Consider the following 23,960-nt stretch of genomic DNA (forward strand, 5'->3'; position numbering starts at 1 on the left):
ATTACCAGTTGGACAGATTATACACATCAGTACACAGCTATCTCTTAGCGATTCCATCAACTATTGCTTTTAAGCCGTCACGTTCATTCCCATTCATTTACCTTTAGACATAAAGATCGAACATGTTTATATCGTAACCAAGTTGCTTCAAATAGTTGAAAAATTGACCGCGATGATGAAAAAAATGGGAAACCTCTTCAACGAGCCAATGTGCTTGAATAGCACCTTCCTCTAAATAAAACGGCTTTGTCTTTTTAGTCAAAAAGTCTTGGTCTGACAAAGACATCATAAAGGTTTTATAATCAGCATAACCGTTATTCATGGCCTCAATCATGGCTGCGGAGGATTCTAATTGATCATACTTTGCTTCTAACTTTTGAATGGTGTCCTCGTCTTTTTCTTGCCAAAGATTGAGATCCACCTCTGGTATAGAAGCGATGTGTTTAGCCAGTTCTTTAAGAGTGCGCATATTGTCTGCCGGTCGATACTCCCAATCCTTCACCTGTACCTTTCTCAACAAACTTTCCATCGACCGAATCCCCGTTTCAAGTTCAGCTAACAATTCATTTCTTATAATATCTACAGCATTCATGGTACTCATCCTTCCATATATGTTTTTTTCATTCTACCATAGAATAAAGATAAACTATCCTACCATTAATAGAAGATTTTTGAAAAAAGGATCAACTATTCTGACGGTTCTTTAATTTCTATGGGTATTCGGATTATCGCGTGGAATATATGAAATAATAAGTCAGCCAGCAAATGAAATATGCGAGACTCCATCTCGTATATTCCATTCTTATTAAAGGATCTGATAGATGGCCCGCGCTTGTTTGGGAATCACAATCTGGCCCGTTCTCCTACCTTTAACATGCCTTCAAAAAAGACAACAAAAGAAAAAAGATTATTTTATTTGAATTTGATCGTCGATTCTTTTGGAATAAGATCGAAATAGTCGGAACCGCCTTTTATGATTCCGAAGTACTCGTCACGGATTCAGGTATAGTATTTGCCCTTCTACGGCATGGCCTCAGCGCTTTAGTATATGTATTTTTAACCTCATCCCGCCCTTTGTATACTCATATCATGAGCCTACACCGTAGAGTCGACTCCAAGTCAACTCTTTTACATTAGAGGGAGGTCCCTTTTTGACTACCGCTTGTTTAACCATTTTCGTGAGGGAGCCTGTTTACGTACAAGAAACAGGTAACTTGCCAGCGCTCCAAGGTCTGCTATCATAATCGTAAGTCCCATTGGAATAGCTGTTGATTCTCCAGCTATACCAACAAGAGGCGCGGAAATAGCTCCAAGCATATAGGGAAGTAAACCTAAAAGAGCGGATGCACTTCCCGCATGATTCCCTTGTGTTTCCATCGCTAATGAAAAACAGGTTGTTTGGACGATCCCTATGCAAGAAACAATCAAAAAGAGTGGTATAACAATAAAAACAAGTGGAGCCTTTATGAAAATCATCAGCAGCAATATCAGACTGGCTACTATAGAACCGAAAAGGCCAGTTGAAAGAATCTTACTTTCGGGAAATTTCGAAGACAGTCGCCCTGTCATTCGACTTCCTAAGACAATACCGATCCCATTCATTGCGAATAAAATGCTAAACACTTGTGGGGAAACCCCATAGATCCCTTGATAAACAAATGGCGTACCGGAGACATAAGCAAAAATGCCTGCCATAATCAATCCCTGTGCCAGTGCATACCCCATAAACGTTTTATTTTTGATGAGATCCCCAAAGGTCCGGACAGTTTGTTTGATCCCGCCTTTGGAACGTTTAGCCTGCGGAAGTGTTTCCGGAAGGGCAATGAATACAACAACCCCTATCATCAAAGTCAATATAGCCAACACGCCGAACACGCCCTGCCAAGTGGTTACTTGTAAAACGACACCTCCTAAAACAGGAGCAAGTATTGGTGAAATCCCCACGGCAAGTACGATCAATGCAAAAAACTTCGTCAATTCTTCACCGGAATACAAATCCCTGACTATCGCCCGGGAAATAACAACACCAGCTGATGCCGAGAACCCTTGTATAAATCGTAAAGCAATAAACACCCCTATGGTAGGAGCGTACATACACAATATGGAGGAAACCATATAGATCAATAGGAAAAAGAGTAAAGGCCTTTTTCTGCCTTTCGCATCACTAAATGGTCCAATGACAATCTGTCCGCCCGCGAGTCCAAGCAAACAGGCGGTCAAACTTAATTGTACAAGGGACGCGCTTGTTTGAAAGTCTTGTGCAATCGTTGGGATACCTGGAAGATACATATCCATGGAAAGTGATCCAAATGTGGCTAGTAAACCAAGTAGAACAGCCATCCCTAAACGGTTGCCTGCGCCCTTAGAATTTTGTTGTGCATCGTTTAATCGCTTCATATGAATACCCCCTCTCAGTAAATAATGAACAAGGCTAAGTGAAATATTTTTAAATTAAAAAAGTTATTTATTGGCAATCATGAGAGGCCCGCGTTAGCGTTTATACCTTCATCTTAACACCGCATAAATAACCGTATCCAATACCTATATTCTATTATTGATTATGTCTTTAAAGCATGTTTGATAAATTGAATAAAGCGAGCAGTAGTTGGACTAAAAATCTTGTGTTTCTTCCAAACAATTAGAGACCCCGATTGAAGTTCGGGATCAAACGGCCTAAAGCAAAGTGAGCGATCACTCCTTGGGGCTAGGGCACCTTCAATACATATGGCATGTCCTAAGCCATTTTCCACAAGGCTGGCTGCATTGAAAATTAAGTTATAGGTTGCAAGAAAATGTAAATCATCGTAGTCATCACCAAACCAACTGGCAATTTCATTTTGTACAATAGACCGACTAGGACTTACCAGGGGGACCCCAACCAGATCTTTTGCGGTCACATGTTCTTTCTGTGCCAAGGGAGAAGATTTCTTCGTGAGAATTCCCCAACGTTCCTTTTGTGGTAATCTGATAAAACTGTATTTTTCAATATTGACCGGCTCCAATAAAATCCCAACATCCAGTATTCCTTTATCTATTTTTTCCTTTATCTCATCCCCGGTCCCGCTAAAAATTCTATAGCTTACTTGAGGATATTCCGTGTTGAATGCCTTTAACCACTTCGATAGCATTTGCGAGGTAATCGCTTCAACGCTCCCTATGGATATCTCGCCTCCTACAAGATTTTGTTGATCTTTAAATTCTCTCTCCGTTTTAGCGGCAATGGCAAGAATTTCTTCTGCCCTCTGAAGCAAAAGCATACCAGCATCCGTTAGTGATATTTTTCTTTTTCCTCGTATAAGCAGTTGCGTTCCCAACTCTTCTTCCAAATTTGTCAACTGTCTGCTTAATGTGGGCTGTGTGACATGTAATGCATCAGCCGCGTGGGTAATACTTTCCATACGTGCAACTGTCATAAAATACCGAAGCACTCTCAACTCCATTTTCCCACCTCGTTTCATGTCAATTTTTAATGACTTATCCCATTATAGAGGATGTTCAAAAAGATGAATATATTTACGGGAAAATGTTAGAAAGCCAAAGCGCAGCATTCCTTTACCGACGGATATAACATCATTCTGATTAAAAATAATCAAGCCGTTCCTCCGACATAACTGGCTCTTTGAAGTAAAACAACTCCCTGCGTAAGGCGATTGCAAGGAGTTTACTCGGTCATTTATTTTTTACTGTTTTTTCAATGATATTTTGTGACTCCTCCAAGGATTTTGCGGAAAAAACTTTCTTTAACACTTCGTCCAACAACTCTAAATTATTGATTGAACGAACTGCTTTTGCACTGAATCTGCAGATGATCCAAACCTCGCCTCCAGAAATGTGCAAATGGAATCCTGTTTACCTTCTATTTTGCCTTCTATTTTGCCTTCTTGTTTACCTTGCTTTATTCCTTTTTCCATCCCTTTTCGCTCATAAGAAGTCATCAATTCCACGACTTTCGCCTCCTCATTAGGATTTAAGCGTTTTACTTCTTCCTGCAATGTATGTTCTTGTTCGTCCGTCAGTCGTAAATACGTTTCAAAGAAAGCTGTTAAAAGACCTGGAGTAACTCTTTAAACAAGCGATCATGGTCAATTCTACTTCCCTTGCAATTATCATTTGACATACCTAACCTCCATTTTTACCTTTATTATACCGAACATTAGTTCTTATTTAAACAAAAACAATAGGGAGTGCCAATTGTCTTTTTGATGACTAGATAACTGGAAAATAAGACTACTTATGTTTAAAACGGAGTTTTAAGACTAAATTATTACGTGAATTCTAAAATGGATACGAATATAAAAAAAGATGATGCCAATGTTTCGGCAGTAAGGGGCAAAGTATGCTACCATAAAATCCGTATTGAGTTATAGACTAAAGAAAACATTTTTTGGAGAGTGATAATAGTACTGGTCATATTCACATAACTTCAAGGGAAGGTTAACCAATGTTAGGTATTATTCACTAAATTTGCTAGCTTTTTAAAAGTGATCTGAAAGGAGAATTATATATGAAACTGTATCAAGTAAGAAAAGGACAATTTGTCTATTTTAACAATGAGTTACACAGGGTATATTCTGTGAAGCCTATATACAAACAGTCCGTCCATCTTGTCAAATTGAAAGATTTAACACAGCATTTAACCAATGCTTCAAGAGTTGAAAGGTATAAACCCAAACATCTTGACAGCTTTATTTTCAACCATAAGGCTTATACACTTCACAAGGATAAAAAAGCTGAAGAAGGGGACTATATCTTAATTACGAATCCAAGCCCTGATTACACGGATCACTATTCATTAAACGAAATTGAAATTGTATCGTCTGTTGAAACCCATGGGGTTATCACAACTAAGTTTAATGGGGTCAAACATATCGAATATTTACTGATGGTCCCGGGCCGTGATCATGACAGTCATCCTATAGATTATTTAGATAAAAATATGGCCGATAGTGATCTAACAAGCGCCGATTCTGATCACCCTGCAAAAACTCTCCAAGGTGAAATGCCGAATATTGGTGATGTATATAGAAAGCTAGATGGTGATCATGCCATTGAGGCGATGGTTGTCGCCATCGACGGTGAAACGGTCTTTTTGGGAAATAATTTAGAACTATCCTTGAATGAGTTAAATGATAGTGAAATATGGGAATTTCAATATAGCCTTCTAGATGCTGATCATGGAGAAGACATATCATGAACTCTTATGGTGGCAAGTGTCATCTTGCTTTTCGCGATCTACTTAATCTTCACTAAATATGGAAAAATTAAACTTGGCAAGACGATGAAAAGCCTAAAGTTTTAATTCAAGAAAAATGTCCCTCATTCAGGGGCATTTTTCCATAGGTAACGGCTGAAATAATCGTAAAAAAATAGCACATTATTTCGAATCTCCGGCCTAAATAGGATCTTGGTATTTTTGTTCTTCTTCTCTCACTAGATAATATGCAAATGTAATTCTCGATGATAAGCTTACGGTGGCCTTGAATCTTGATTGTGTTTTTATTTTCTTTTATACTTGGTTCCGGCTTTGGTGGCACATCCTTGCCCTGTAAGGATACATATAATTATTCCTCTCTTTCAATGAAGATTATATCATTAGGGTTGAATTCGTCTGCTTCTTCATCTTCATCTAAACGCTTTAAAATGAATCGGTCTAAAGACATGCCAGAAAAATCATTTTGATTTGTAAGATATTCAATTGCTTCATCAAGATAAACTTGTTCAAAATCAGGTAAAGCCATTTCATTAATGATCGTTTCTTTCGACTTGCCTTTCCATGAATAATTGAGTAAAAAATCGCTTGTTTTTGTATATGACATATATTCCCTTTCTGTTGAAAAATCACTTCTGGATTTTAATTTATTGCCCATCTCCATCCTCTCTTTCTTCTTCTAACTATAATGTATCCATAATGCTTATTGAGCTGTCTGCCACCGAGACCCGTGTCCTTCTTTTCAATCGATGGCTTTATTAAAACAAAAACCTAACAGAAGCCATACATATTATTCCAACTATAACCGTAACGGACAAGCTTTTTGTCCATAAAGCTATAATAAGTGTTGGTATAATAGCCGCAAGAATACTCCAATCAATGGATAGCAATGATTTATTATCTTGGATGATAAAACTATCAACGACTAGTGCAGTAAAAATACAAATAGGAATAAACGATAGCCATTTAATTACAATTTTCGGTAGCTGAATATTCCTTATAACGATAAACGGAATAATTCTCGGGATAAAAGTTACGATTGCACAGCCTAAAATGATGATTAATATGGATAATTGAATACTCATTTGTCTTTTATCACTCCAATCGTTGCAACAATTATAGTTGATAAGAGAATGGCTAGATAAGAAGGGACAAACAGACAGAGTACCAACATTAAGAGAACTACATAAACAATTAATGATAGATAAAGCTTTAATTTACTATGCTCTATGTTTTCTAATTGCAACACAAGCAAGGCCAAAAACATAGCTGTTAAAGAAAAATCTAATCCTAATATTTCTGGATTTGAAATCCATTTACCAAAGATGGCCCCTAGCACACAAGATAAAATCCAAAATATGTAAGCTGTAACATTTAACCCATTCATCCACTTAGCATTGAAAGTTGCTTTTTTAACAATTTTATTAACAGCCACACCAAATGACTCATCTGTTAAAAGGGTCCCTATCGCGATATTTTTCATTAAAGAATACTTTGTAAAATAGGGAGCCAATGTCATGCTTAATAAAAAGTGGCGTAAATTTACGATAAAAGTTGTAAATACTATCACTGAAATAGGACTTTCTGCTACGAACAATGCACAAATTATAAATTGAGCTGCACCCGCATAAACGAGAATCGATAAAAGAGCGACCTCTAGTATACTTAGATTGGATGAGGCTCCAACAATCCCCATCGCAATTCCAATACTGATATAACCAATTAATGTTGGAACACAATCTTTTACTCCTTGATAAAATGTTGTGAGATTTTCTCCTCTATTGATTTCTTCACCTAGTTCATTCATAGTTGCACCTCTGCGAAATGATTATACCGTAATGGAATACCTGAAAAATTGCTATCAATATAATCATCAAGATTTCGCCGCTTAATAATCATTTGAAGCGTCAAATCATTCATTTTCTTACTTGAAGAATGGTATAAAACGAGGAAACCAACATAGTTTATTCGTAATTGCTACCATGTTTATTAAACAATCTTATTAAGATTTGTTTCTGTTCATTATCCCACGTTGCAAATAAATCATTTCTTCGGCAAGTTTTTCGATTCTCTCCGAAATTCGTTTATCTGTAATTTCATCCGTTTCGATATCAAAGGAATCATTGTGGATGAAGACATTTCCTGTTGGAACGAGCCCTTTAAAATAAGATAGGATGGAGCCTAAATGGTATTCTAAGACAAGAAAATGTTTATTTGTCCACCCTGTTGCCACCATCCCTGTCACTTTATGTCGAAATGCGTATTCGGGTAAGTGATCAAGCAGGTTTTTTAAAGCACCTGAAAGAGATGCTTGATAAATGGGGGTGCCGAAAACGAGAAAATCTGCAGATAAAATTTTATGGATAACACTCCGAGTATCTTCATTATAAGTTGCCAAAGGGAGTCCAGATGAAAATTCAATGTCGAAATCTCTTAGGTCAATTAATTCTGTCTCTACAGTCGAGTCATGAAGTCGAGCTGCAGCCAAAACACGATGTACAGCGACAGATGTTTTCTCACCAGCAAGTGCTCCAGATACACCGACAAGTTTCATTATTTCCACCTCTTTTCATATAAGTGAAACTCAAGCAGTGGCGGGTTTCTTCTATCCCCCACTAATGCAAGATGAACTCAGACTAAATTCACCGCTCCACAAATCGCCGCCTGAATGACCAACATCCTGTTGGCCTAAATCTAAAGAGTTTCTGAACATTTTATGTTCCTAATTCCGAATTACCTTTCTCCCTTACGCTTCACATCGACGGGTATATTATACACCTCAATTCCATGCATAAACAAGCGTTCCTAAGCCTGTGGCCTCCGCTCACCTCTCTGATATACCAACTATTTAGCAAATAGCAACAGGCACACAATAAAAAAGAAGAAAGAGGCAAAAATGGTACCCCCCTCCTCTATTCTCTTACTCCATTAAAGCTTGGCAATTTTAATTAAATAAAAAGCGAGCAATCATATTCCCTGCCATAAACTTTACCGCCATAATGGCGACTACAATTCCGATACCTAATACGATATGAATAGTTTGTTTTTTGAATTTAGACATACCATCCTTCCTTTCAGATAGTTTAAAAATTTTAACCTTCAAAAGATAAATTGACAGGTTCATCTAAAAGTTGAACGGAAAAATCAATATTGGTAGTTGGTGTTTGTTGATCAACTTCCGCAAATGTAAGTTCATCTATCCACACCTGCCCATTTCCTGAGAGTAAAACACCAAAGGCAATGACTGCACTATTAGTAGGAACATCTAAAACAATAGAGTAGTGATTCCATTCAGAATCTCCTATAATGGGGCGGTCACTCATATTATCAAACTGCAGCACATCCCCTAGTGCGTCATCGACTCTCATCCAAAAACCACAGAATCCATCCACATTTTTTGATTTGATAAATCCAGATAATTTTAATCTTTTGCCAAGGTATTTCTCAGCTTTAAATTGTTGCATCATCGTCGCGAATTCCTCTTGAGTTTGAGCGGAAACTGATTTTAAATAACCAGATGCATTTCCTTTATGAATGTTCTCCCTATCAATCCCAATCTGATAATGAAATGGATGACTCCCACTTAATTGCCAGCCTTTTAGTAACGGGTCAGTCTTTTCCACCATTAATTCCTCCCTTTGCACAGTTAATTTACTCATGATTTTACGATATTGTCCTGGTGGTAATTCATAATATTTTTTAAAGGAACGAGTAAATGATTCTTGTGTTTCAAAACGATAATAGAAAGCAATGTCTATTATCCTCCTATCCGAATTAAGTAGCATGTTAGCTGAGTTAGCGATTCTCCGATAGCGAATATATTCAGAGACTGTTACACCAATCTCTTTTTGAAAAATACGATGATAGTGATACTTTGAAAATCCAGCATATTGAGCAATACGCTCTAAGGATAGTTCTTCTTGTAAGTTTTTCTCGATAAATTCAATTGTTTTTTGGATTATGGGACGGTACCTCATTCTTCCTGTAACCTCCTCACAATTAAGATAGCAAAAAAGCGAGGTGATTTTTTGATATATATTGCTTTTCCATCAAGATTTTTCTAATTTGCCAGGGATTTAAACCACATAAATTTTCTGAAATAATCAATCCATTTAATTGAGAATCGTTATCACTTATTGTATATTAGATAGTAACGATATTTATAATTGAGTAAGGGGAGAATATAATGCAAATATATTGGACGAAAATAAATAAGATTATTGATGAAACGCCGGAGGTTAAAACATATTTAGTCGACCGTCCGGAAGGCCTTACATGGGAGGAAGGCGCCCATATTCACTTGGCATTGGAAGGTTTTAATGCCGGGGATAAGCCAAACCGCAGCCTGATTCGTCATATGTCAATCTCTACTTTACCGTACGAAAATTTAATCGGGATCACAACACGCATCAGAGAGCAGTGCTCTGAGTTTAAAGCCATTTTAAGAACACTTGAAGTCGGTAATAAGGTTGCAATATTTAAAATCCATTCGAATGTACCGCTTAAAAGAGAAGACAAAAATGTTTACCTGCTGTCATCAGGTGTTGGTCTGGCAACTTTTAGACCGCTTGTACTTGATTATTTTGAACGTGCAGACAACGTCAATCAAATCCATTCGTTGAACATCGATTCATCAAAGAATTTCTTATTCACTGATATTTTTTCATCCGCATCTGACAAGAAGTTCACATCACAGTTCGTCGATAACCGTAAAGACTACTATGAAGAAGTGAAAAAGCTTGCGGCAGACAAGGATGGACTCTTCTATATTGTCGGCAGTGACGAATTCCTTAAGCAGAACATTGAAGTACTGCGTGAGCAAGGCATCAAGCCAGAACAGATTATGCTCGACAAACATGAACGACAACTGCCTGAGTTTTTATCATTTGATTTGTCAATTTAGGCGCGACAAAATATTTTCTTGGGCAGTGCTAAATAAATGTTCCATTAACAGTGCGATTGCGGAACAAGGGCCAAGATAACGCTGACTTCATCAACCAGTCCGTTTTGAACGAAAGACCAGTTGATCGTTCCACCTCCTTATGCCTTTTGTAGAACTCTATTACGAACTAATAGGAAGAGCCGCCTATATTTTAGATAAATAAATAAGTGGCTCTTTCTTTATCCTTTGCATTAGAGTTAACTCTATGGGATAAACTCAGCATATACGCAAATTCTATCAGCGAAGTCGTAAAAATTAAATCACACATCAAAACACCGATTTTTTTTATATGGAATCGGCGTTTCTTCGTTTATTATTTCCGTAAAATCTTCTCCATCGCTTTTCCCTTTGCTAACTCATCGATCAGCTTATCCAAATAGCGAATTTCCTGCATGGTTGGTTCTTCGATGTCTTCCACACGAACACCACAAACCACACCTTTGATCAAAGCCCGTGAAGGATTCAATTGGGGAGCTTCCGCAAAGAAGGTCTCAAAGTCTGTCTGTTTTTCCAGCTGCGCTTCTAACTCTTCCTGACTATATCCTGTCAACCAACGGATGATTTCATCGACTTCTGTTTTCGTACGTCCTTTTTTCTCCGCCTTCGTAACATAATGGGGATAGACACTCGCAACACTCATTGTATAAATCTTATGTTTAGTCATGATACATCCTCGTTTTATAAATTTTCCTTATCTTTTAAACCCACAGCACTCCATTTTTAGATTTACCCATTCATTCGTAATAAAGGTTGTGTCGTACAGCGAAATGAGCCACCAAAGCTTCTAGATACACTGTAATCAATGTATTCAACCATTATCCCTTTCTTGGTTAATTGTTCACCAATTATTGATTGAAATTCCATGTCCGTTACGTATACTTCTTCATTTAAAGGTAATCCATTTGTGATTAATTTTTGTGCATCTTCGAGAGAAACAGATATTTTATCCCACTCTTTTAAAGATTCTGGAATACCTTCGAGAAATGCTTCTTCACAAATAATCATTAATCCATCTTTGACCAAGCTTAACGCACAGTCTAAATGTAATATTTTAGGGTGAAGTGGTACTTCCGTGACTGTATACCCGAAATTTGACACAAAGTTCCGCAACCAAACTATTCCTTCGTGATTAGAAGCAAGACCTGATGTCCCTACGAAAATTTCTTTGTTCAGAACTAAAACATCACCGCCTTCAAGAAAAGGGCCTTTCATATCATAAAATTCACCTAATCTATCCGCCTGTGGCACAGATAAATAAAGACATTCATTCTGCTCTGCTTCATGTTCTAAAATATGGCGTATAGGCATAATTTCTTTTTTTCTGTGACCGAATTTCATACTGCCTTCAATGATCATTTGCCCTATAACAAAAAAGGGATCTCTTGCAAAGAAATTGCTATACCCCTCCCCTTTTCCATCTTTTTTTTCGTTTTCAGTAAGTAATCTAGGCCGGATTACTTCAACTTCATATTTTTTAAGCAGTTTTTCAAAGTTCTCTTTTTCATTTTCCCACTTTTTTTGTACCTCTGGTAAAGCATCTGCGATATCTTTACCGTATGCATCTTTTAATACTTCTAATGAATCTTCAGTTAGGAACTGCTCACCCTGCATATTTTCTTTGGTGGGTACAGAAAATTGTGATTGCGCTAGAACAACTCTTTTCAAAGGAGCAAATTCACTTTCAACGAAAACTTGTTCATTTTTCTTATTCATAATCATGTTAAAGATACCTACCTTTCTAAAATTGTTTGTTAGCTAGAAAATAAAATAGGCTAGGTTGGAACCATATTTAAGATTAGACTAGGAAAGACATTTGAATCTTATTGTATCCTATTCCGATTTATTTTTCATTTTTTCTACCAAATGGTTCTGAGTACTTGTTTTAAGTAGTTGAACAAGTTTTCCCTCTTCTTGATACCAGCCCTAACCGCCAGTAACTAACTTTTTTCGTCTTCATCCAAATGCAAATGGATATCGTAATGAAGAACAATTTATATTAAATTTTAGCGATTTTCCTTTGCACATGAATAATTTTAAAAAATTAATACAGAATAAACAGAGCTAAAGGTTAGCCTTTAGCAAATATTGCGAGTGCAGGAGGTTTTTAATATGCCACAAAATAATCAAAATCAACAACAGTATCAGCAAGCTATTACTGCTGCTCAACAAGCACAACAGGCTGTTCAAGCTGCTCAGGCAAATGCCAATCCACAACAACTGCAACAGGCTCAACAACAGCTCCAACAAGCACAGCAACAATTACAACAAGTTCAAAACCAAGCAGGGGCTCAAGCTACTGCACAACAACAAAGCGAATTTCAACAAGCACAACAACAGATTCAACAGGCTCAACAACAAATACAGCAAGCACAAGCTACAGCTCAAGCACAGCAAAATTCAGCCCAGCAACAAAATCAACAAAACCGTTACCAATAATAATTATCCCCTGCAAAGGGGATTTTTTTGGACTATAGCCAAGTGGTAAGGCAACAGACTTTGACTCCGTGATCGTTGGTTCGAATCCAGCTAGTCCAGTCCAGCTTCAAAGTTATTAATAATTAAAAGAAAAGGATTAAATAAAGATGAACGAAGAATGCAGGCGCGACCTACAAAAAATGGATAAAGAAATTTTACAACAAATGAAACAAAAAAGAAGGGAAATCCTTGCAAATATTTCGGATTTGCCCCCATCGAAAAAAGAAACCGTGATTAAAAATCTCGATGAATTAATTATATTAGCAAGTAAATCAGTTTAGTTTTTTGACAAAACCAACGACAACGAATATTTTTATTCCCCGGATAACCGATACTTTACGAAAGTTTCCCCACCATTCCAATGTGATTTATTTTTTCAACTTATATATTTTAGATATTCTTTTCGCCACAAAAACACCCCTTTAGACAATTAAATCCAAGGGGGCAAAAGAGCGCATCGTTTTTATAAACGGTATAACTTTGTTTTAAGCGGTGCACAAACGGCGCGACTTTATGAATTAGCCAAGAAGAACACTCGTGTTTTCAATCATGAGATGAATCGGCTTCGACAAAGCGTGTCTTATTGATTAAGGGGTCCCCTCACACGAAAAATACCAGAAATCTTTAGTTTGAATAAATCCACCCCCATTCCACCTATATGTCCATCCATTATCTAACATATTTCCATGCACGGACATATCTTCTCCAGGCAGGTACACATCAATGACCTCTCCCCCAGGCCAATCATAAGCTTCAGTGTACTCATTAACAAAACCGTGTCCATTACAAGCAGCAGAAGCCTGGTGTGGTGATATTCCTACTACAAGCATTAAACCCAATACAAAAGCCACGACTACCCCTCTTGCCTTTCTCATTTTTAAACCTCCTTCGAACATATTTTGGAAAATGTAGTACTACCTTTTTTAAGTACCCTTCTCTAAATGAATTTAATCCTTAGCGTGTTTTTTCGGAGTTATCTAAAGCAAAGAACAAAAGCGCAAGCGCCCGTTTAGCGACGTACAAACTTGGATAATAAGGCTGAACGGCTAAAATCGCGCCGTCCTGGCGCAACGCCGTTCTGACCAACATCCTGTTGGCCTGAGATAAAGGAAACACGATGAACCACGAAAAGCGGAAGGCGGTTGTTTAGGGGCGACAAGCAAATGTTCCTGAACCTAGGAAGGGCGGTTTTTCCCTTCCTGGGTTCAGGGTTATTTGACCTCGAGCCCCTACCGCCTGTAGCTAGACACCGAAGGGTGAATCGATGTTGACTTATCGTAGGAAGGCACCGAAAGTTTGCTAGTCGCTGGGCGCTGGAGCTGGATGTCAAACCGCAACGTAAACAGTTATCCACAAGTCGAGAATTTTATAATTTCCTAGACCAGAACAAAAGCGCAAGCGCCCGTTTAGCGACGCACAAACTTAAGGTAATAAGGTTGAACGGCTAAAGACGCGCCGTCCTGGCGGCAGACTCAATCGCGACGTCCTGTCGCTTCGTCTGCACTAGTACATCCTTGTACGTCGCAACGCCGTTCTGACCAACATCCTGTTGGCCTGAGATAAAGGAAACACGATGAACCACGAAAAGCAGAAGGCGGTTGTTTAGGGGCGACAAGCAAATGTTCCTGAACCTAGGAAGGGTTATTTGACCTCGAGCCCCTACCGCCTGTAGCTAGACACCAAAGGGTGAATCGATGTTGACTTACGCAAGCAGGCACCGAAAGTTTGCTAGTCGCTGGGCGCTGGAGCTGGATGTCTACCGCAACGTAAACAGTTATCCACAAGCGACAAATTTTATAATTTCCTTAACCAATAAAAAAGCCCGCACTTTCCTGATTGAAGGAATGCGAGTAATGAGAATGGTATTGATAAATAAGTGTTTAAGGGGCATCGTTTTTCCTGTAAGTTTGTACTATGACATTCAACCATTTCACTTATTTAAGGTTTCATGTTTTTTCTTAAAGGCATATGGTGTATAGAACAAAAAAAAAAAAAAAAAGAAGGTGATTAAATGCATCATCATATGCACAGTTATCATGCTCATCCAGCGCACCATCATGCTCACGCAATGCATCATCATATCCATCCAATGCACCACCATGCTTATGGGATTAATCAGACTCAGTTTCAACATCAAGGATTCCATCCACACCATACGCATTATGTCCACCCCCATCATCACCACATGTATTATGGAAAGTGATCTATTGAGTGGAAAATGCACGCTATTGTTTGAGCGCTTTAAACAAGCGTTCTAACTTTTCACTCCTTCGCTTTATGTGTCGACCGTGTAATATCTTCGGTAAATGTCATTCATTGTTCGAAAATTGAACCAAAACAGAAACAGATGAATAATATACCTTAGGACTCCTCATAATAAATTCTGAGGTGAATTGACATAGAGATTTTTAACAAAATAAATAACAGAATATCTGAATGGAACACCACTCAAACTAAAAAGAAGATAAATATCAACCGCCGCAAGGGTACGTGCCCCGATTGTTCCGGCAGAGGATTTTTTGTCACGGATGCATTTATCGATCCGACTTGTCCTAGTTGCAACGGTACCGGCTCGTTTTCCGACTGGGCCGAGACTACTCTGCAACAGCTTGAGTAGTCTTAACAGTTATGTCGTAATGGGACACAAAATTAACCTTCATCAATCTGATTTCAACTTTTGTAATATATTAAGATGATTCAATTATATAAGAAGTACATTCTTTTATTTTCGAATTATTACGCGGACTTATAAATTTGTACACGTTACAGAATGCATAACTCTTCTTATTTTCTAATATGAAGGTACCGTTTACAGAACCATCATAACCGTGGGTAATAATGTTACTAATGTGCAGTTCTATTACTTTGTTATTCTGCATTTGTTTTAATGTTTCAACAAAACTTTCTTTCCCTTGGATTAATTTCCTTCCAATTATATTCCAATTAAAATCATCTGTAATATTATCCTTAATAAAACTCAAATCGTTTTTAGCAAAAGCAATGTTTACTTCCTTAAGAAAATATTTTTTTGGTGCATTTCCACAATCTTCAGGGCAAATTATTTTTAAGTCATTGTAAGTATCCGAATTATTCATTAGATTACCTCCAAACAATATGTGTTTTTTAATTTTAAACACCTTTTTAAGGTATCATAGTAGTATGCACTTTTAAAATAGATTTCATCAAAATCTCTTCAGTATATGACGTCCGGTTCATTATAATAATGAAATTCATCTTTATTGCAAAGTGAATTTCGGAATAACGATCGTTAAAGACCTTTCAAAGTGCTCCATCATCGGGATTTGAAAGGCTTTTTATACTTTTTTATTCTTTTTGAACTTGAATAATCTCCGGCTGTCTATACACCTTGATGAATGAAACCTTTCCTGCAAAGTTTCGTATATGTACTCAACAGTGAATGGAGGTGCCAATCATGCTGTTCGTTATGGTTTCAATACTTATTTTTTCGATTCCAGGTCTTTGGTTTCTTTGGACATCGATCGATTTTAAATTAGGAAAAAGAGAAAAGATTTCTTGGAAAACTCCTGTCATCTTGCTCATTATATTGGTGTTCAGTAGTATATTGATACATATTTATTTATTCAAAACGTATGGCTTTCCCATTTTCCAAACAAATATAGAAACGGTCATCGGCATGGCAATCGTCGGTCTTGTTGCGGGGATTATTTTGATCATTAATGTATTTGTCACAATCACGATGGGCAAGCAATTGCCAAAGTCAATCCATGATCCAAAAACGGTCAATATTTTAGCATTATGTTTCGCCATTCATTTATTTATCATTTTATTCATCGCAGCACCTACCGGTAAAAAAGTAGCTTTTGCTGCGTCTATCAATCAAGCGATGGCTGCCACTCAGAACGCCGACACAGAGGAATTTTCTATCGCGTTAGTAAGTTCTGAAAGAGAATGCTTGCGGAGTACAAGTTGTCGGAGCACACCATATAGCAACCAATATTTTATTCAAAACAACTTAAGCAAAACACAGGAAGTACAAGTGAAAATACGTGCTTTGAACAGCAGCAACGAGGAAATGAAAGTGATCGATTCCAAAATCATGACATTGAAGCCGAATGAACTTCGCTTACTTGAAACAGAGGAAACGAGCGAGGATTCGAGTGTATGGAACCAGTATTCGTTCCAAACAGACTATAGGATAGCGACTTATCAGCATCTGTTGCGGTTCCGGGATCCGGAATGATGAGCAACGTGGTAAGTTGAACTCAATCAACAACAAAATGCAGACAAAGTATCTTTTGACTTTATCTGCAGCCATATGTACTATTTACCAAGTTCTTTGTTAAAAAAGGATCAAGCAATGAGGCTTAATCCTTTTAAACACCGTGCAATATAAAATTTAATAAAAATAAACCGGAGATAATATATAGGGAGATGGATATTTGGGATGCTTTTCCAACTACTAATTTTGCAATCGGATAGGCAATAAATCCAAATGCAATCCCATCAGCAATACTATATGAAAAAGGAATCATAATAATAATTAAAAAAGCTGGAATTACTTCTGATAAATCCTCGAAATTAATACTTTTCACATTTTGTAGCATTAATCCTCCAATAATGATAAGTATTGGTGCAATTGCACTATTAGGTATAATGCTTACAAATGGAATAAAGAAAATTGACAATAAAAATAACAGACCCGTTACGATTGATGTAATTCCCGTCCTTCCTCCTGCAGTAATCCCTGCAGCCGTTTCAACTGTCGAAACAGTAGGACTAGAACCAAATATACCGCTAAGCATTGCCGAAATCGCGGTAACCCGAAAAGCTTTACCATACTTTTCACTTTGATTCAGCTGTCCTAACTGTCCACTAATCAATCCGATATTTTCAAAGACAAGTACCATTGTTAAGGAAAAAACGGCGATCCAAAATGTGATGGACGTCATACTTGCAAATGTCATTGCACCAAACACAGATCCATAATCACCAGAAGCACTTCCAAAGCCGTTTTTTAACGAACTCATATCCACAAGTCCGAACATCCAAGCAATGATTGTTCCAACAAAAATAGTGATTAAGAAGTTGGCTGAAACATTTCGTAAAAATAGAATCACAGCAAGAATGAGCGTTAGGATAAACACAATGACCTGGGGACTACTTATATCCCCTAAACTAATTAAAGAATGTTCTCCTCTTACAATCAGTTGACTTTTTTCTAATCCTAGCAAGGATAAAAATAAGCCTAAGCCAACGCTAATAGAATCCTTTAACGAACTTGGAATCGCCGTAGCAAGAATATCCGACAGTGGGGTAAAGGCAATGATAGCAAATAATAATCCAGCAATGAATACTACAGCAAGCGCTTCTTGCCATGTTAGGCCCATGGAATGGACAAAGGTATAAGTAAACATTGCATTGAGACCCATACCTGGAACTATGATAAGGGGCAAATTCCCCCATATTCCCATCATTAAACACCCTGCTACACAGGTTAGGATCGTTGCCCAAACCGCAGCCTGCATTGGTATACCTGCATCTGCTAAAATACTTGAATTGACAGCAATAATATATACAATTGTGAAGAATGAGACGAAACCAGCAAGGAGCTCTTGTTTCATCGTCGTTCCTTTTTCAGAAAGATTTATGAGGTTATTCAACTTTCCTTTCATTTTATTTCCTTCTTTATTAATTTCCCTCGCCCACCCAGTCTTTTATTCCTAAGAGTAAAGACCAAAAGTAATTTAATAATCTGTTTTTGCATCTCCGCCTGAAACAATGGACACTCCGGAGCTAGCCCCAAGTCTTGTTGCACCAGCTTCAATCAATGCTAAAGCTGATTCACGACTTCTTACACCACCAGAAGCTTTCACACCTACATTAGGGCCTACTGTTTTACGCATTAATTGGATATCTTCTACAGTTGCCCCACCAGTTGAAAAACCAGTAGATGTCTTAACGTAATCAGCTCCAGCCTTAACAGCAAGTTTACATGCCATCACTTTTTCAGTATTTGTAAGTAGACAAGTTTCTATGATTACTTTAACTAATGCTTTTCCTTTTGCCGCTTCTACTACATTTCTTATATCGTTTTCAACATAGTCAAGATCGCCATCTTTTAATTTACCGATATTGATGACCATATCGACTTCAGTTGCACCATTTTCTATCGCATCTTTCGTTTCCAATGCCTTCATGTTAGTTGTGGTAGCCCCTAATGGAAAGCCAATTACCGTACATACTTTTACATCAGAATCTTCTAACTGATGGGCTGCTTCTTCTACCCAAGCCGGGTTAATGCAAACCGAATAAAAACCATATTCCTTTGCTTCTTCACATAATTTTATAATTTGTTTTTTTGATGTATCTGGTTTTAAAGCTGTATGATCAATCATTTTTGCAATGTTTTTTTCCATGATTATATCCCCTGCCTCTTTTTAATCCATGCATTTACAGACGTTCGACAATCCCTTTTACTAAGTTTAAGAAGTCTTCTTTTGCTTTTTCTGTCGTTTCAATCACCTCTTCATGGCTAAGTGGTTGATCCAAAATACCCGCAGCCATGTTCGTAATACAAGAAATTCCAATGACGTTCATTCCAGCGTGACGAGCAACAATAACCTCTGGTACTGTTGACATCCCAACTGCATCTCCACCGATTTTTTCTAGCATACGTACTTCTGCCGGCGTTTCATAACTTGGGCCACTATTCCAAACGTAGACTCCTTCTTTTAGTGTAATGTTCAAATTCTTAGCAACTTCACGTACAAGTTCCTGTAAAGAAGGTGTATAAGCCGTTGACATATCAGGAAAACGTACACCTAATGTACTGTCATTTGGACCGATTAATGGATTGGCTCCTACATTATTAATATGGTCGGTAATTAACATTAAATCCCCGGGAGTGAAGGACTGATTTACACCGCCAGCAGCATTCGTTACGACAAGCGTTTCAATACCCAAGGCTCTCATTACACGAACAGGGAAAGTTACTTCTTCTAAAGGATATCCTTCATAGTAATGAAACCGTCCTTGCATGGCTAATACCGTAACACCTTTTAATTCTCCAACCACCAATTGTCCAGCATGGCCTTCCACTGTCGATACAGGAAATCCAGGAATCATTTCATATTTAATTTTTACCGGATGATCTATTTCATCTGCCAATACTCCTAAACCTGAACCTAAAATAAGGCCAATTTTTGGTTTGGAGGAAATTTTCTCCTCTATAAATGTTTTCGCGCGCTCGATTTTACTCATCCCCATCCTCCTTCAAATTTCGTTCAAAAAACTTTTCCCATGTTGTGGACTGTTAACTTGAAAATTTTCCGCAATGGTCTCACCAATATCCGCAAATGTATTTCTTATTGGCAATGATTTTCCTGCTGTGACTCCTTTATGATGTACAAGTAATGGAACATATTCTCTCGTGTGATCTGTCCCGTGATGGATAGGATCGTTCCCATGGTCTGCAGTAATGATAAGTAAGTCGTCCTCTTTTAGTTTTCTCAATACTTCAGGTAGCCTTGCATCATATTCTTCTAATGCCTTCCCATACCCCTTCGGATCACGACGATGGCCATATTTCGCATCAAAGTCTACTAAATTCAAAAAGCTTAATCCAGTAAAATTCATGTCCATTGTTTCCAGTAATTTATCCATACCATCCATATTTGATACTGTTCTTAGCGACTTGGTTACCCCTTCACCATCATAAATATCAGAGATTTTCCCAATGGCGATTACATCATAATCCGCATCTTTTAACTCATTCATAACGGTACGACCAAACGGTTTTAAAGCATAGTCATGGCGGTTTGGTGTACGTTCAAAATGACCTGGCTCTCCGACAAATGGGCGAGCAATAACACGTCCGACCATATATTCAGGATCATTTAATAATTCACGAGCATATTGACAAATATCGTAAAGTTCTTCTAATGGAACTACCTCTTCGTGAGCGGCAATTTGTAAAACGGAATCAGCTGAAGTATAAACGATTAGGCTTCCAGTTTTCATATGTTCTGCACCTAACTCGTCTAAGATTGCCGTTCCCGATGCTGGTTTATTTCCAATAACCTTTCGACCAGTCTTTTCCTCAAGCTTATGAATGATTGCATCCGGAAATCCATCAGGAAAAGTTCTAAAAGGGGTATCAATTTGGAGCCCCATAATTTCCCAGTGTCCGGTCATTGTATCTTTTCCTGCTGAGGCCTCCTGCATTTTAGTATAATGTGCTAAGGGATTATTTGCTGGTTTTATGCCTTTTAATTTACGAATATTACTTAATCCAAGGGCACCCATATTCGGCATATTTAACCCATTCATATGTTCTGCAATATGACCTAATGTATCCGCTCCTTCGTCATTGTACTTCTTTGCATCAGGTGACTCCCCGATACCGACTGAATCCATGACAATTAGGAATACTCGTTTAAAAGGGGTTGTTTTGCTCATCCCCCAAATCCCTCCTTTATGATCTGTTTTTATCGTAAGACGTCCAACCTCTAAAGGTCAATAGAAGGGATCCGAAAATTTTGGACCCCTTTATGCTTATTTAGAAATAACATCGTATACTAATGGATTGCTATCCACCGGTTCGCTTGAAATCGAGTAGGATTCATATATTTTCCCCATTACTTCCGCTACATCTTCTCGATTACTGTGAATGGTTACAAGTGAATCACCTTTTCGAACTTGATCCCCGATTTTTTTATTTAATACAAGACCTACCGCTAAGTCAATTTGTGATTCTTTCGTCACACGACCCGCACCTAAAAGGCTTGCCGCGATTCCAATTTCGTTTGCGATAATTTCTGAAATATATCCATCCTGTTTTGCTTCCACTGCAAATGTGTGGGCTGCGGTTGGTAATTTTTCTGGTTGATCGATAATCGATGGATCGCCGCCTTGTGCAGCAACAAAGGTTTTGAATGTTTCAATCGCTTTACCAGATTCTATGGCATCCACTAATTTTTCTCGTGCTTCTTCTACTGTTTCTGCTTTTCCTCCTAGATAAACCATTCGGCTTCCTAATGTTAAGCATAACTCTTCCAAATCTTTTGGACCTTCGCCTTTTAACGTATCAATGGCTTCTCTAACTTCCAAGGCATTTCCAATGGCAAATCCCAATGGTTGATTCATATCTGAGATGACAGCAATGGTTTTGCGACCGGCCCCATTCCCAATCTGAACCATAGCTTTTGCCAATTCCTTTGCACTGTCAAGATCTTTCATAAAAGCTCCCGAACCTGTTTTTACGTCAAGTACGATTGCATCGGCACCGGAGGCAATTTTCTTACTCATTATCGAACTGGCAATCAGTGGGATGGAATCTACTGTCGCTGTTACATCGCGAAGTCCATATAGCTTTTTATCTGCAGGGGTCAAATTTCCACTTTGACCTACAACAGCTATCTTATTCTTGTTAACTAATTCATTAAATGTTTTACTATCAATTTCTACTTGAAATCCTTTAATGGATTCCAGTTTATCAATGGTACCGCCTGTATGTCCTAAGCCGCGCCCAGACATTTTAGCTACAGGGACACCAATAGAAGCAACAAGTGGTGCCAGGATAAGTGTTGTTGTATCACCTACCCCTCCCGTACTATGTTTATCCACTTTAATACCATCAATATCAGATAAATCAATCTGATCCCCTGACTCTACCATCGCCATCGTTAAATGGACTCGTTCTTCTGGAGTCATATCTTGATAAAAGATGGCCATTGCTAATGCGGACATCTGATAATCCGGTATCTCCCCTTTTGTATAACCCTGAATTGCAAAATCAATCTCTTCCTTCGTTAACGAATATCCATCACGTTTTTTCTCAATAATATCGATCATTCTCATCATGGTCACCCTTTCCTACAGGCTATCGATGTTTCTCAAATTTTTTCGAATTATCATTATGAAAAGAACATGCCTGCTACTGCTGCACTTAATAGAGAAGCCAATGTCCCAGCCAATACCGCTTTTAATCCTAGTTTGGCAATATCATTTCTACGACTTGGAGCCATACCTCCTAATCCCCCTAACAGGATTGCCAAAGAGCTTAAGTTTGCAAATCCACATAATGCGAAACTAACAATAAGTGTCGTTTTTTCTGATAATACTCCGATTTCTGGGGCAAAGGAGGCATAAGCTACAAATTCATTTAGTACTAATTTTTGCCCAATAAAACTTCCTGCTTGTATTGCTTCTGACCAGGGTACACCTACAGCAAAGGCAAATGGAGCAAATACATAACCTAAAATCTGTTCTAACGTAATTCCACCGAAGATTCCTAAAATCCCATTAATTAGAGCAATAAGTGCAATGAATGCTAACAACATAGCTCCTACATTCAATGCCAATTTTAGTCCGTCTGATGCGCCTTTTGCAGCGGCATCAATGACATTGACTGTTTCCGTATCTTTTTCCAATTGAATATCATCAGAAATTTTCGCTTCTTCTGTTTCAGGCATCATCATTTTCGCCATAATCAATCCTGCTGGAGCTGCCATGAAACTTGCAGCAAGTAAATACTCTAGTGGTACTCCTAATAAAGAATATCCTACCAATACTGAACCAGCAACAGATGCCAGTCCACCAGTCATGACTGCAAATAACTCAGATTGTGTCATTTTCTCTAGGAATGGTCTTATAACAAGTGGCGCCTCTGTTTGCCCAACGAAAATATTAGCTGCAGCTGACATGGATTCGGTCTTACTTGTTCCTAGTAATTTAGATAGTGAACCACCAATAATTTTAATAAACCATTGCATAATGCCAAGATAATATAAAACAGAAATTAATGCTGAAAAGAAAATAATAATTGGTAAAACGTGAAAAGCAAATATAGAGCCAAACTGATCACTATCCGCTAATGATCCAAATAAAAAGCTAATTCCTTCATTAGCAAAATTAATAACATCTTGAACCCTTAACGTAAACCATTGCAGGGCCTCCTTTCCCGCTTCCCATTTTAATACAATAAATGCAAATGAAATTTGAATCGCTAATCCACCAAGTATAGTTCTTAGTTTAATCGCTTTCTTTTTATTGGAAAAGAGAAAAGCTATTCCTAATACAACAACGATTCCCATGATACCCCATAGGATATTCATATAACATTCTCCTCTTTCATTTTTTTGGGTGTATTATTTTTACCTAAAAATAGATAGAACGTCCAACTTAAAACTCACATTGTAATCCCTTTCGCATTGATTACAATTCCATTGTAAGGTTAGACGTCCAACAAGTCAATTGTTTTTTAAAATATTGTCGAATATTGTTGTGGTTTTTTACGAAAACTTTATAAATCCTTTCCGACAATTCTCTTGATTATTCCTTAACCAAATTTTT

At 37.8% G+C, this 23,960-nt stretch carries 25 protein-coding genes and 1 tRNA gene; 7 read left to right on the forward strand and 19 right to left on the reverse strand.

The window, feature by feature from the left end; all coding sequences use genetic code 11:
• Window positions 1-103 precede the first annotated feature (103 nt).
• The 4 genes from KI363_RS08035 to KI363_RS08050 all read right to left on the reverse strand — a co-directional run bounded on the left by KI363_RS08035 (window position 104) and on the right by KI363_RS08050 (window position 3,944).
• Entirely contained in the window at window positions 104-592 is a 489-nt protein-coding gene (locus KI363_RS08035; RefSeq protein WP_158323995.1) for a DinB family protein, read from the reverse strand.
• Between the two features lie 563 nt (window positions 593-1,155).
• Window positions 1,156-2,397, reverse strand: a complete 1,242-nt coding sequence (locus KI363_RS08040) for a multidrug effflux MFS transporter (RefSeq protein ID WP_212966063.1) — start codon at window positions 2,395-2,397, stop codon at window positions 1,156-1,158.
• Window positions 2,398-2,558: 161 nt separating this feature from the next.
• Window positions 2,559-3,440, reverse strand: coding sequence for a LysR family transcriptional regulator (locus tag KI363_RS08045; protein WP_212966064.1), 882 nt, complete (start codon window positions 3,438-3,440; stop codon window positions 2,559-2,561).
• Between the two features lie 321 nt (window positions 3,441-3,761).
• A complete protein-coding gene (locus tag KI363_RS08050; protein ID WP_158323565.1) occupies window positions 3,762-3,944 on the reverse strand; it encodes a hypothetical protein in 183 nt (60 codons plus the stop codon).
• 560 nt (window positions 3,945-4,504) lie between these two features.
• Here KI363_RS08050 and KI363_RS08055 point away from each other — a divergent pair.
• Window positions 4,505-5,194 (forward strand): hypothetical protein, encoded by a 690-nt coding sequence (locus KI363_RS08055; RefSeq protein WP_212966065.1) that lies wholly within the window; start codon window positions 4,505-4,507, stop codon window positions 5,192-5,194.
• A gap of 367 nt (window positions 5,195-5,561) precedes the next feature.
• Here the strand turns inward: KI363_RS08055 and KI363_RS08060 are convergent, their stop codons facing one another.
• The 5 genes from KI363_RS08060 to KI363_RS08080 form a co-directional block, all read right to left on the reverse strand.
• Window positions 5,562-5,867: a hypothetical protein gene (locus KI363_RS08060; protein ID WP_158323567.1), complete on the reverse strand. Its 306-nt coding sequence runs from the start codon at window positions 5,865-5,867 to the stop codon at window positions 5,562-5,564.
• Between the two features lie 100 nt (window positions 5,868-5,967).
• A complete protein-coding gene (locus tag KI363_RS08065) occupies window positions 5,968-6,294 on the reverse strand; it encodes an AzlD domain-containing protein (protein ID WP_158323568.1) in 327 nt (108 codons plus the stop codon).
• Window positions 6,291-7,016: an AzlC family ABC transporter permease gene (locus KI363_RS08070; RefSeq protein ID WP_158323569.1), complete on the reverse strand. Its 726-nt coding sequence runs from the start codon at window positions 7,014-7,016 to the stop codon at window positions 6,291-6,293. The genes KI363_RS08065 and KI363_RS08070 overlap by 4 nt, the downstream gene beginning before the upstream one ends.
• Window positions 7,017-7,211: 195 nt before the next feature.
• Entirely contained in the window at window positions 7,212-7,763 is a 552-nt protein-coding gene (locus tag KI363_RS08075; RefSeq protein ID WP_158323570.1) for an NADPH-dependent FMN reductase, read from the reverse strand.
• Between the two features lie 538 nt (window positions 7,764-8,301).
• Entirely contained in the window at window positions 8,302-9,186 is an 885-nt protein-coding gene (locus KI363_RS08080; RefSeq protein WP_158323571.1) for a helix-turn-helix transcriptional regulator, read from the reverse strand.
• Window positions 9,187-9,395: 209 nt separating this feature from the next.
• Between KI363_RS08080 and KI363_RS08085 the strand changes: the two genes are divergently transcribed.
• Window positions 9,396-10,112: a dihydropteridine reductase gene (locus tag KI363_RS08085; protein ID WP_212966066.1), complete on the forward strand. Its 717-nt coding sequence runs from the start codon at window positions 9,396-9,398 to the stop codon at window positions 10,110-10,112.
• Window positions 10,113-10,464: 352 nt separating this feature from the next.
• On the opposite strand, the gene KI363_RS08090 is transcribed toward KI363_RS08085, so the two are convergent.
• Together KI363_RS08090 and KI363_RS08095 are read right to left on the reverse strand one after the other, a co-directional pair.
• On the reverse strand, window positions 10,465-10,815 hold the full coding sequence (locus tag KI363_RS08090) for a DUF2200 domain-containing protein (RefSeq protein WP_158323573.1): 351 nt from the start codon (window positions 10,813-10,815) through the stop codon (window positions 10,465-10,467).
• A 62-nt stretch (window positions 10,816-10,877) separates the two neighbouring features.
• Complete coding sequence (locus tag KI363_RS08095; RefSeq protein ID WP_246516808.1) at window positions 10,878-11,870, reverse strand: dimethylarginine dimethylaminohydrolase family protein; 993 nt, start codon at window positions 11,868-11,870, stop codon at window positions 10,878-10,880.
• A gap of 390 nt (window positions 11,871-12,260) precedes the next feature.
• Between KI363_RS08095 and KI363_RS08100 the strand changes: the two genes are divergently transcribed.
• From KI363_RS08100 to KI363_RS08110, 3 genes are all read left to right on the forward strand, one after another.
• On the forward strand, window positions 12,261-12,587 hold the full coding sequence (locus KI363_RS08100; RefSeq protein ID WP_158323575.1) for a hypothetical protein: 327 nt from the start codon (window positions 12,261-12,263) through the stop codon (window positions 12,585-12,587).
• 28 nt (window positions 12,588-12,615) lie between these two features.
• Window positions 12,616-12,686, forward strand: a tRNA-Gln gene (locus KI363_RS08105).
• A 47-nt stretch (window positions 12,687-12,733) separates the two neighbouring features.
• Window positions 12,734-12,907, forward strand: a complete 174-nt coding sequence (locus KI363_RS08110) for a hypothetical protein (protein WP_191967546.1) — start codon at window positions 12,734-12,736, stop codon at window positions 12,905-12,907.
• A gap of 306 nt (window positions 12,908-13,213) precedes the next feature.
• On the opposite strand, the gene KI363_RS08115 is transcribed toward KI363_RS08110, so the two are convergent.
• Window positions 13,214-13,501, reverse strand: a complete 288-nt coding sequence (locus KI363_RS08115; RefSeq protein ID WP_212966067.1) for a hypothetical protein — start codon at window positions 13,499-13,501, stop codon at window positions 13,214-13,216.
• A gap of 1,136 nt (window positions 13,502-14,637) precedes the next feature.
• Here KI363_RS08115 and KI363_RS08120 point away from each other — a divergent pair.
• Window positions 14,638-14,829 (forward strand): hypothetical protein, encoded by a 192-nt coding sequence (locus KI363_RS08120; RefSeq protein WP_212966068.1) that lies wholly within the window; start codon window positions 14,638-14,640, stop codon window positions 14,827-14,829.
• Between the two features lie 484 nt (window positions 14,830-15,313).
• Here KI363_RS08120 and KI363_RS08125 read toward each other — a convergent pair whose 3' ends face one another.
• A complete protein-coding gene (locus KI363_RS08125; RefSeq protein ID WP_212966069.1) occupies window positions 15,314-15,721 on the reverse strand; it encodes a nuclear transport factor 2-like protein in 408 nt (135 codons plus the stop codon).
• A 338-nt stretch (window positions 15,722-16,059) separates the two neighbouring features.
• On the opposite strand from KI363_RS08125, the gene KI363_RS08130 reads away from it, so the two are divergent.
• On the forward strand, window positions 16,060-16,848 hold the full coding sequence (locus KI363_RS08130; protein WP_212966070.1) for a hypothetical protein: 789 nt from the start codon (window positions 16,060-16,062) through the stop codon (window positions 16,846-16,848).
• A 133-nt stretch (window positions 16,849-16,981) separates the two neighbouring features.
• Here the strand turns inward: KI363_RS08130 and KI363_RS08135 are convergent, their stop codons facing one another.
• The 6 genes from KI363_RS08135 to KI363_RS08160 all read right to left on the reverse strand — a co-directional run bounded on the left by KI363_RS08135 (window position 16,982) and on the right by KI363_RS08160 (window position 23,722).
• Window positions 16,982-18,280, reverse strand: coding sequence for an NCS2 family permease (locus KI363_RS08135; RefSeq protein ID WP_212966071.1), 1,299 nt, complete (start codon window positions 18,278-18,280; stop codon window positions 16,982-16,984).
• A gap of 72 nt (window positions 18,281-18,352) precedes the next feature.
• Window positions 18,353-19,024, reverse strand: a complete 672-nt coding sequence (deoC, locus tag KI363_RS08140; RefSeq protein ID WP_212966072.1) for a deoxyribose-phosphate aldolase — start codon at window positions 19,022-19,024, stop codon at window positions 18,353-18,355.
• 34 nt (window positions 19,025-19,058) lie between these two features.
• A complete protein-coding gene (locus KI363_RS08145) occupies window positions 19,059-19,874 on the reverse strand; it encodes a purine-nucleoside phosphorylase (protein WP_212966073.1) in 816 nt (271 codons plus the stop codon).
• Window positions 19,875-19,880: 6 nt separating this feature from the next.
• Window positions 19,881-21,065: a phosphopentomutase gene (gene deoB, locus KI363_RS08150; protein WP_158323583.1), complete on the reverse strand. Its 1,185-nt coding sequence runs from the start codon at window positions 21,063-21,065 to the stop codon at window positions 19,881-19,883.
• Between the two features lie 96 nt (window positions 21,066-21,161).
• On the reverse strand, window positions 21,162-22,466 hold the full coding sequence (locus KI363_RS08155) for a pyrimidine-nucleoside phosphorylase (RefSeq protein ID WP_212966101.1): 1,305 nt from the start codon (window positions 22,464-22,466) through the stop codon (window positions 21,162-21,164).
• 56 nt (window positions 22,467-22,522) lie between these two features.
• Entirely contained in the window at window positions 22,523-23,722 is a 1,200-nt protein-coding gene (locus tag KI363_RS08160) for a NupC/NupG family nucleoside CNT transporter (RefSeq protein ID WP_158323584.1), read from the reverse strand.
• Window positions 23,723-23,960: the final 238 nt, after the last annotated feature.

This window comes from Lederbergia ruris (genome assembly GCF_018332955.1).
GTDB lineage: Bacteria > Bacillota > Bacilli > Bacillales > Bacillaceae_C > Lederbergia > Lederbergia ruris.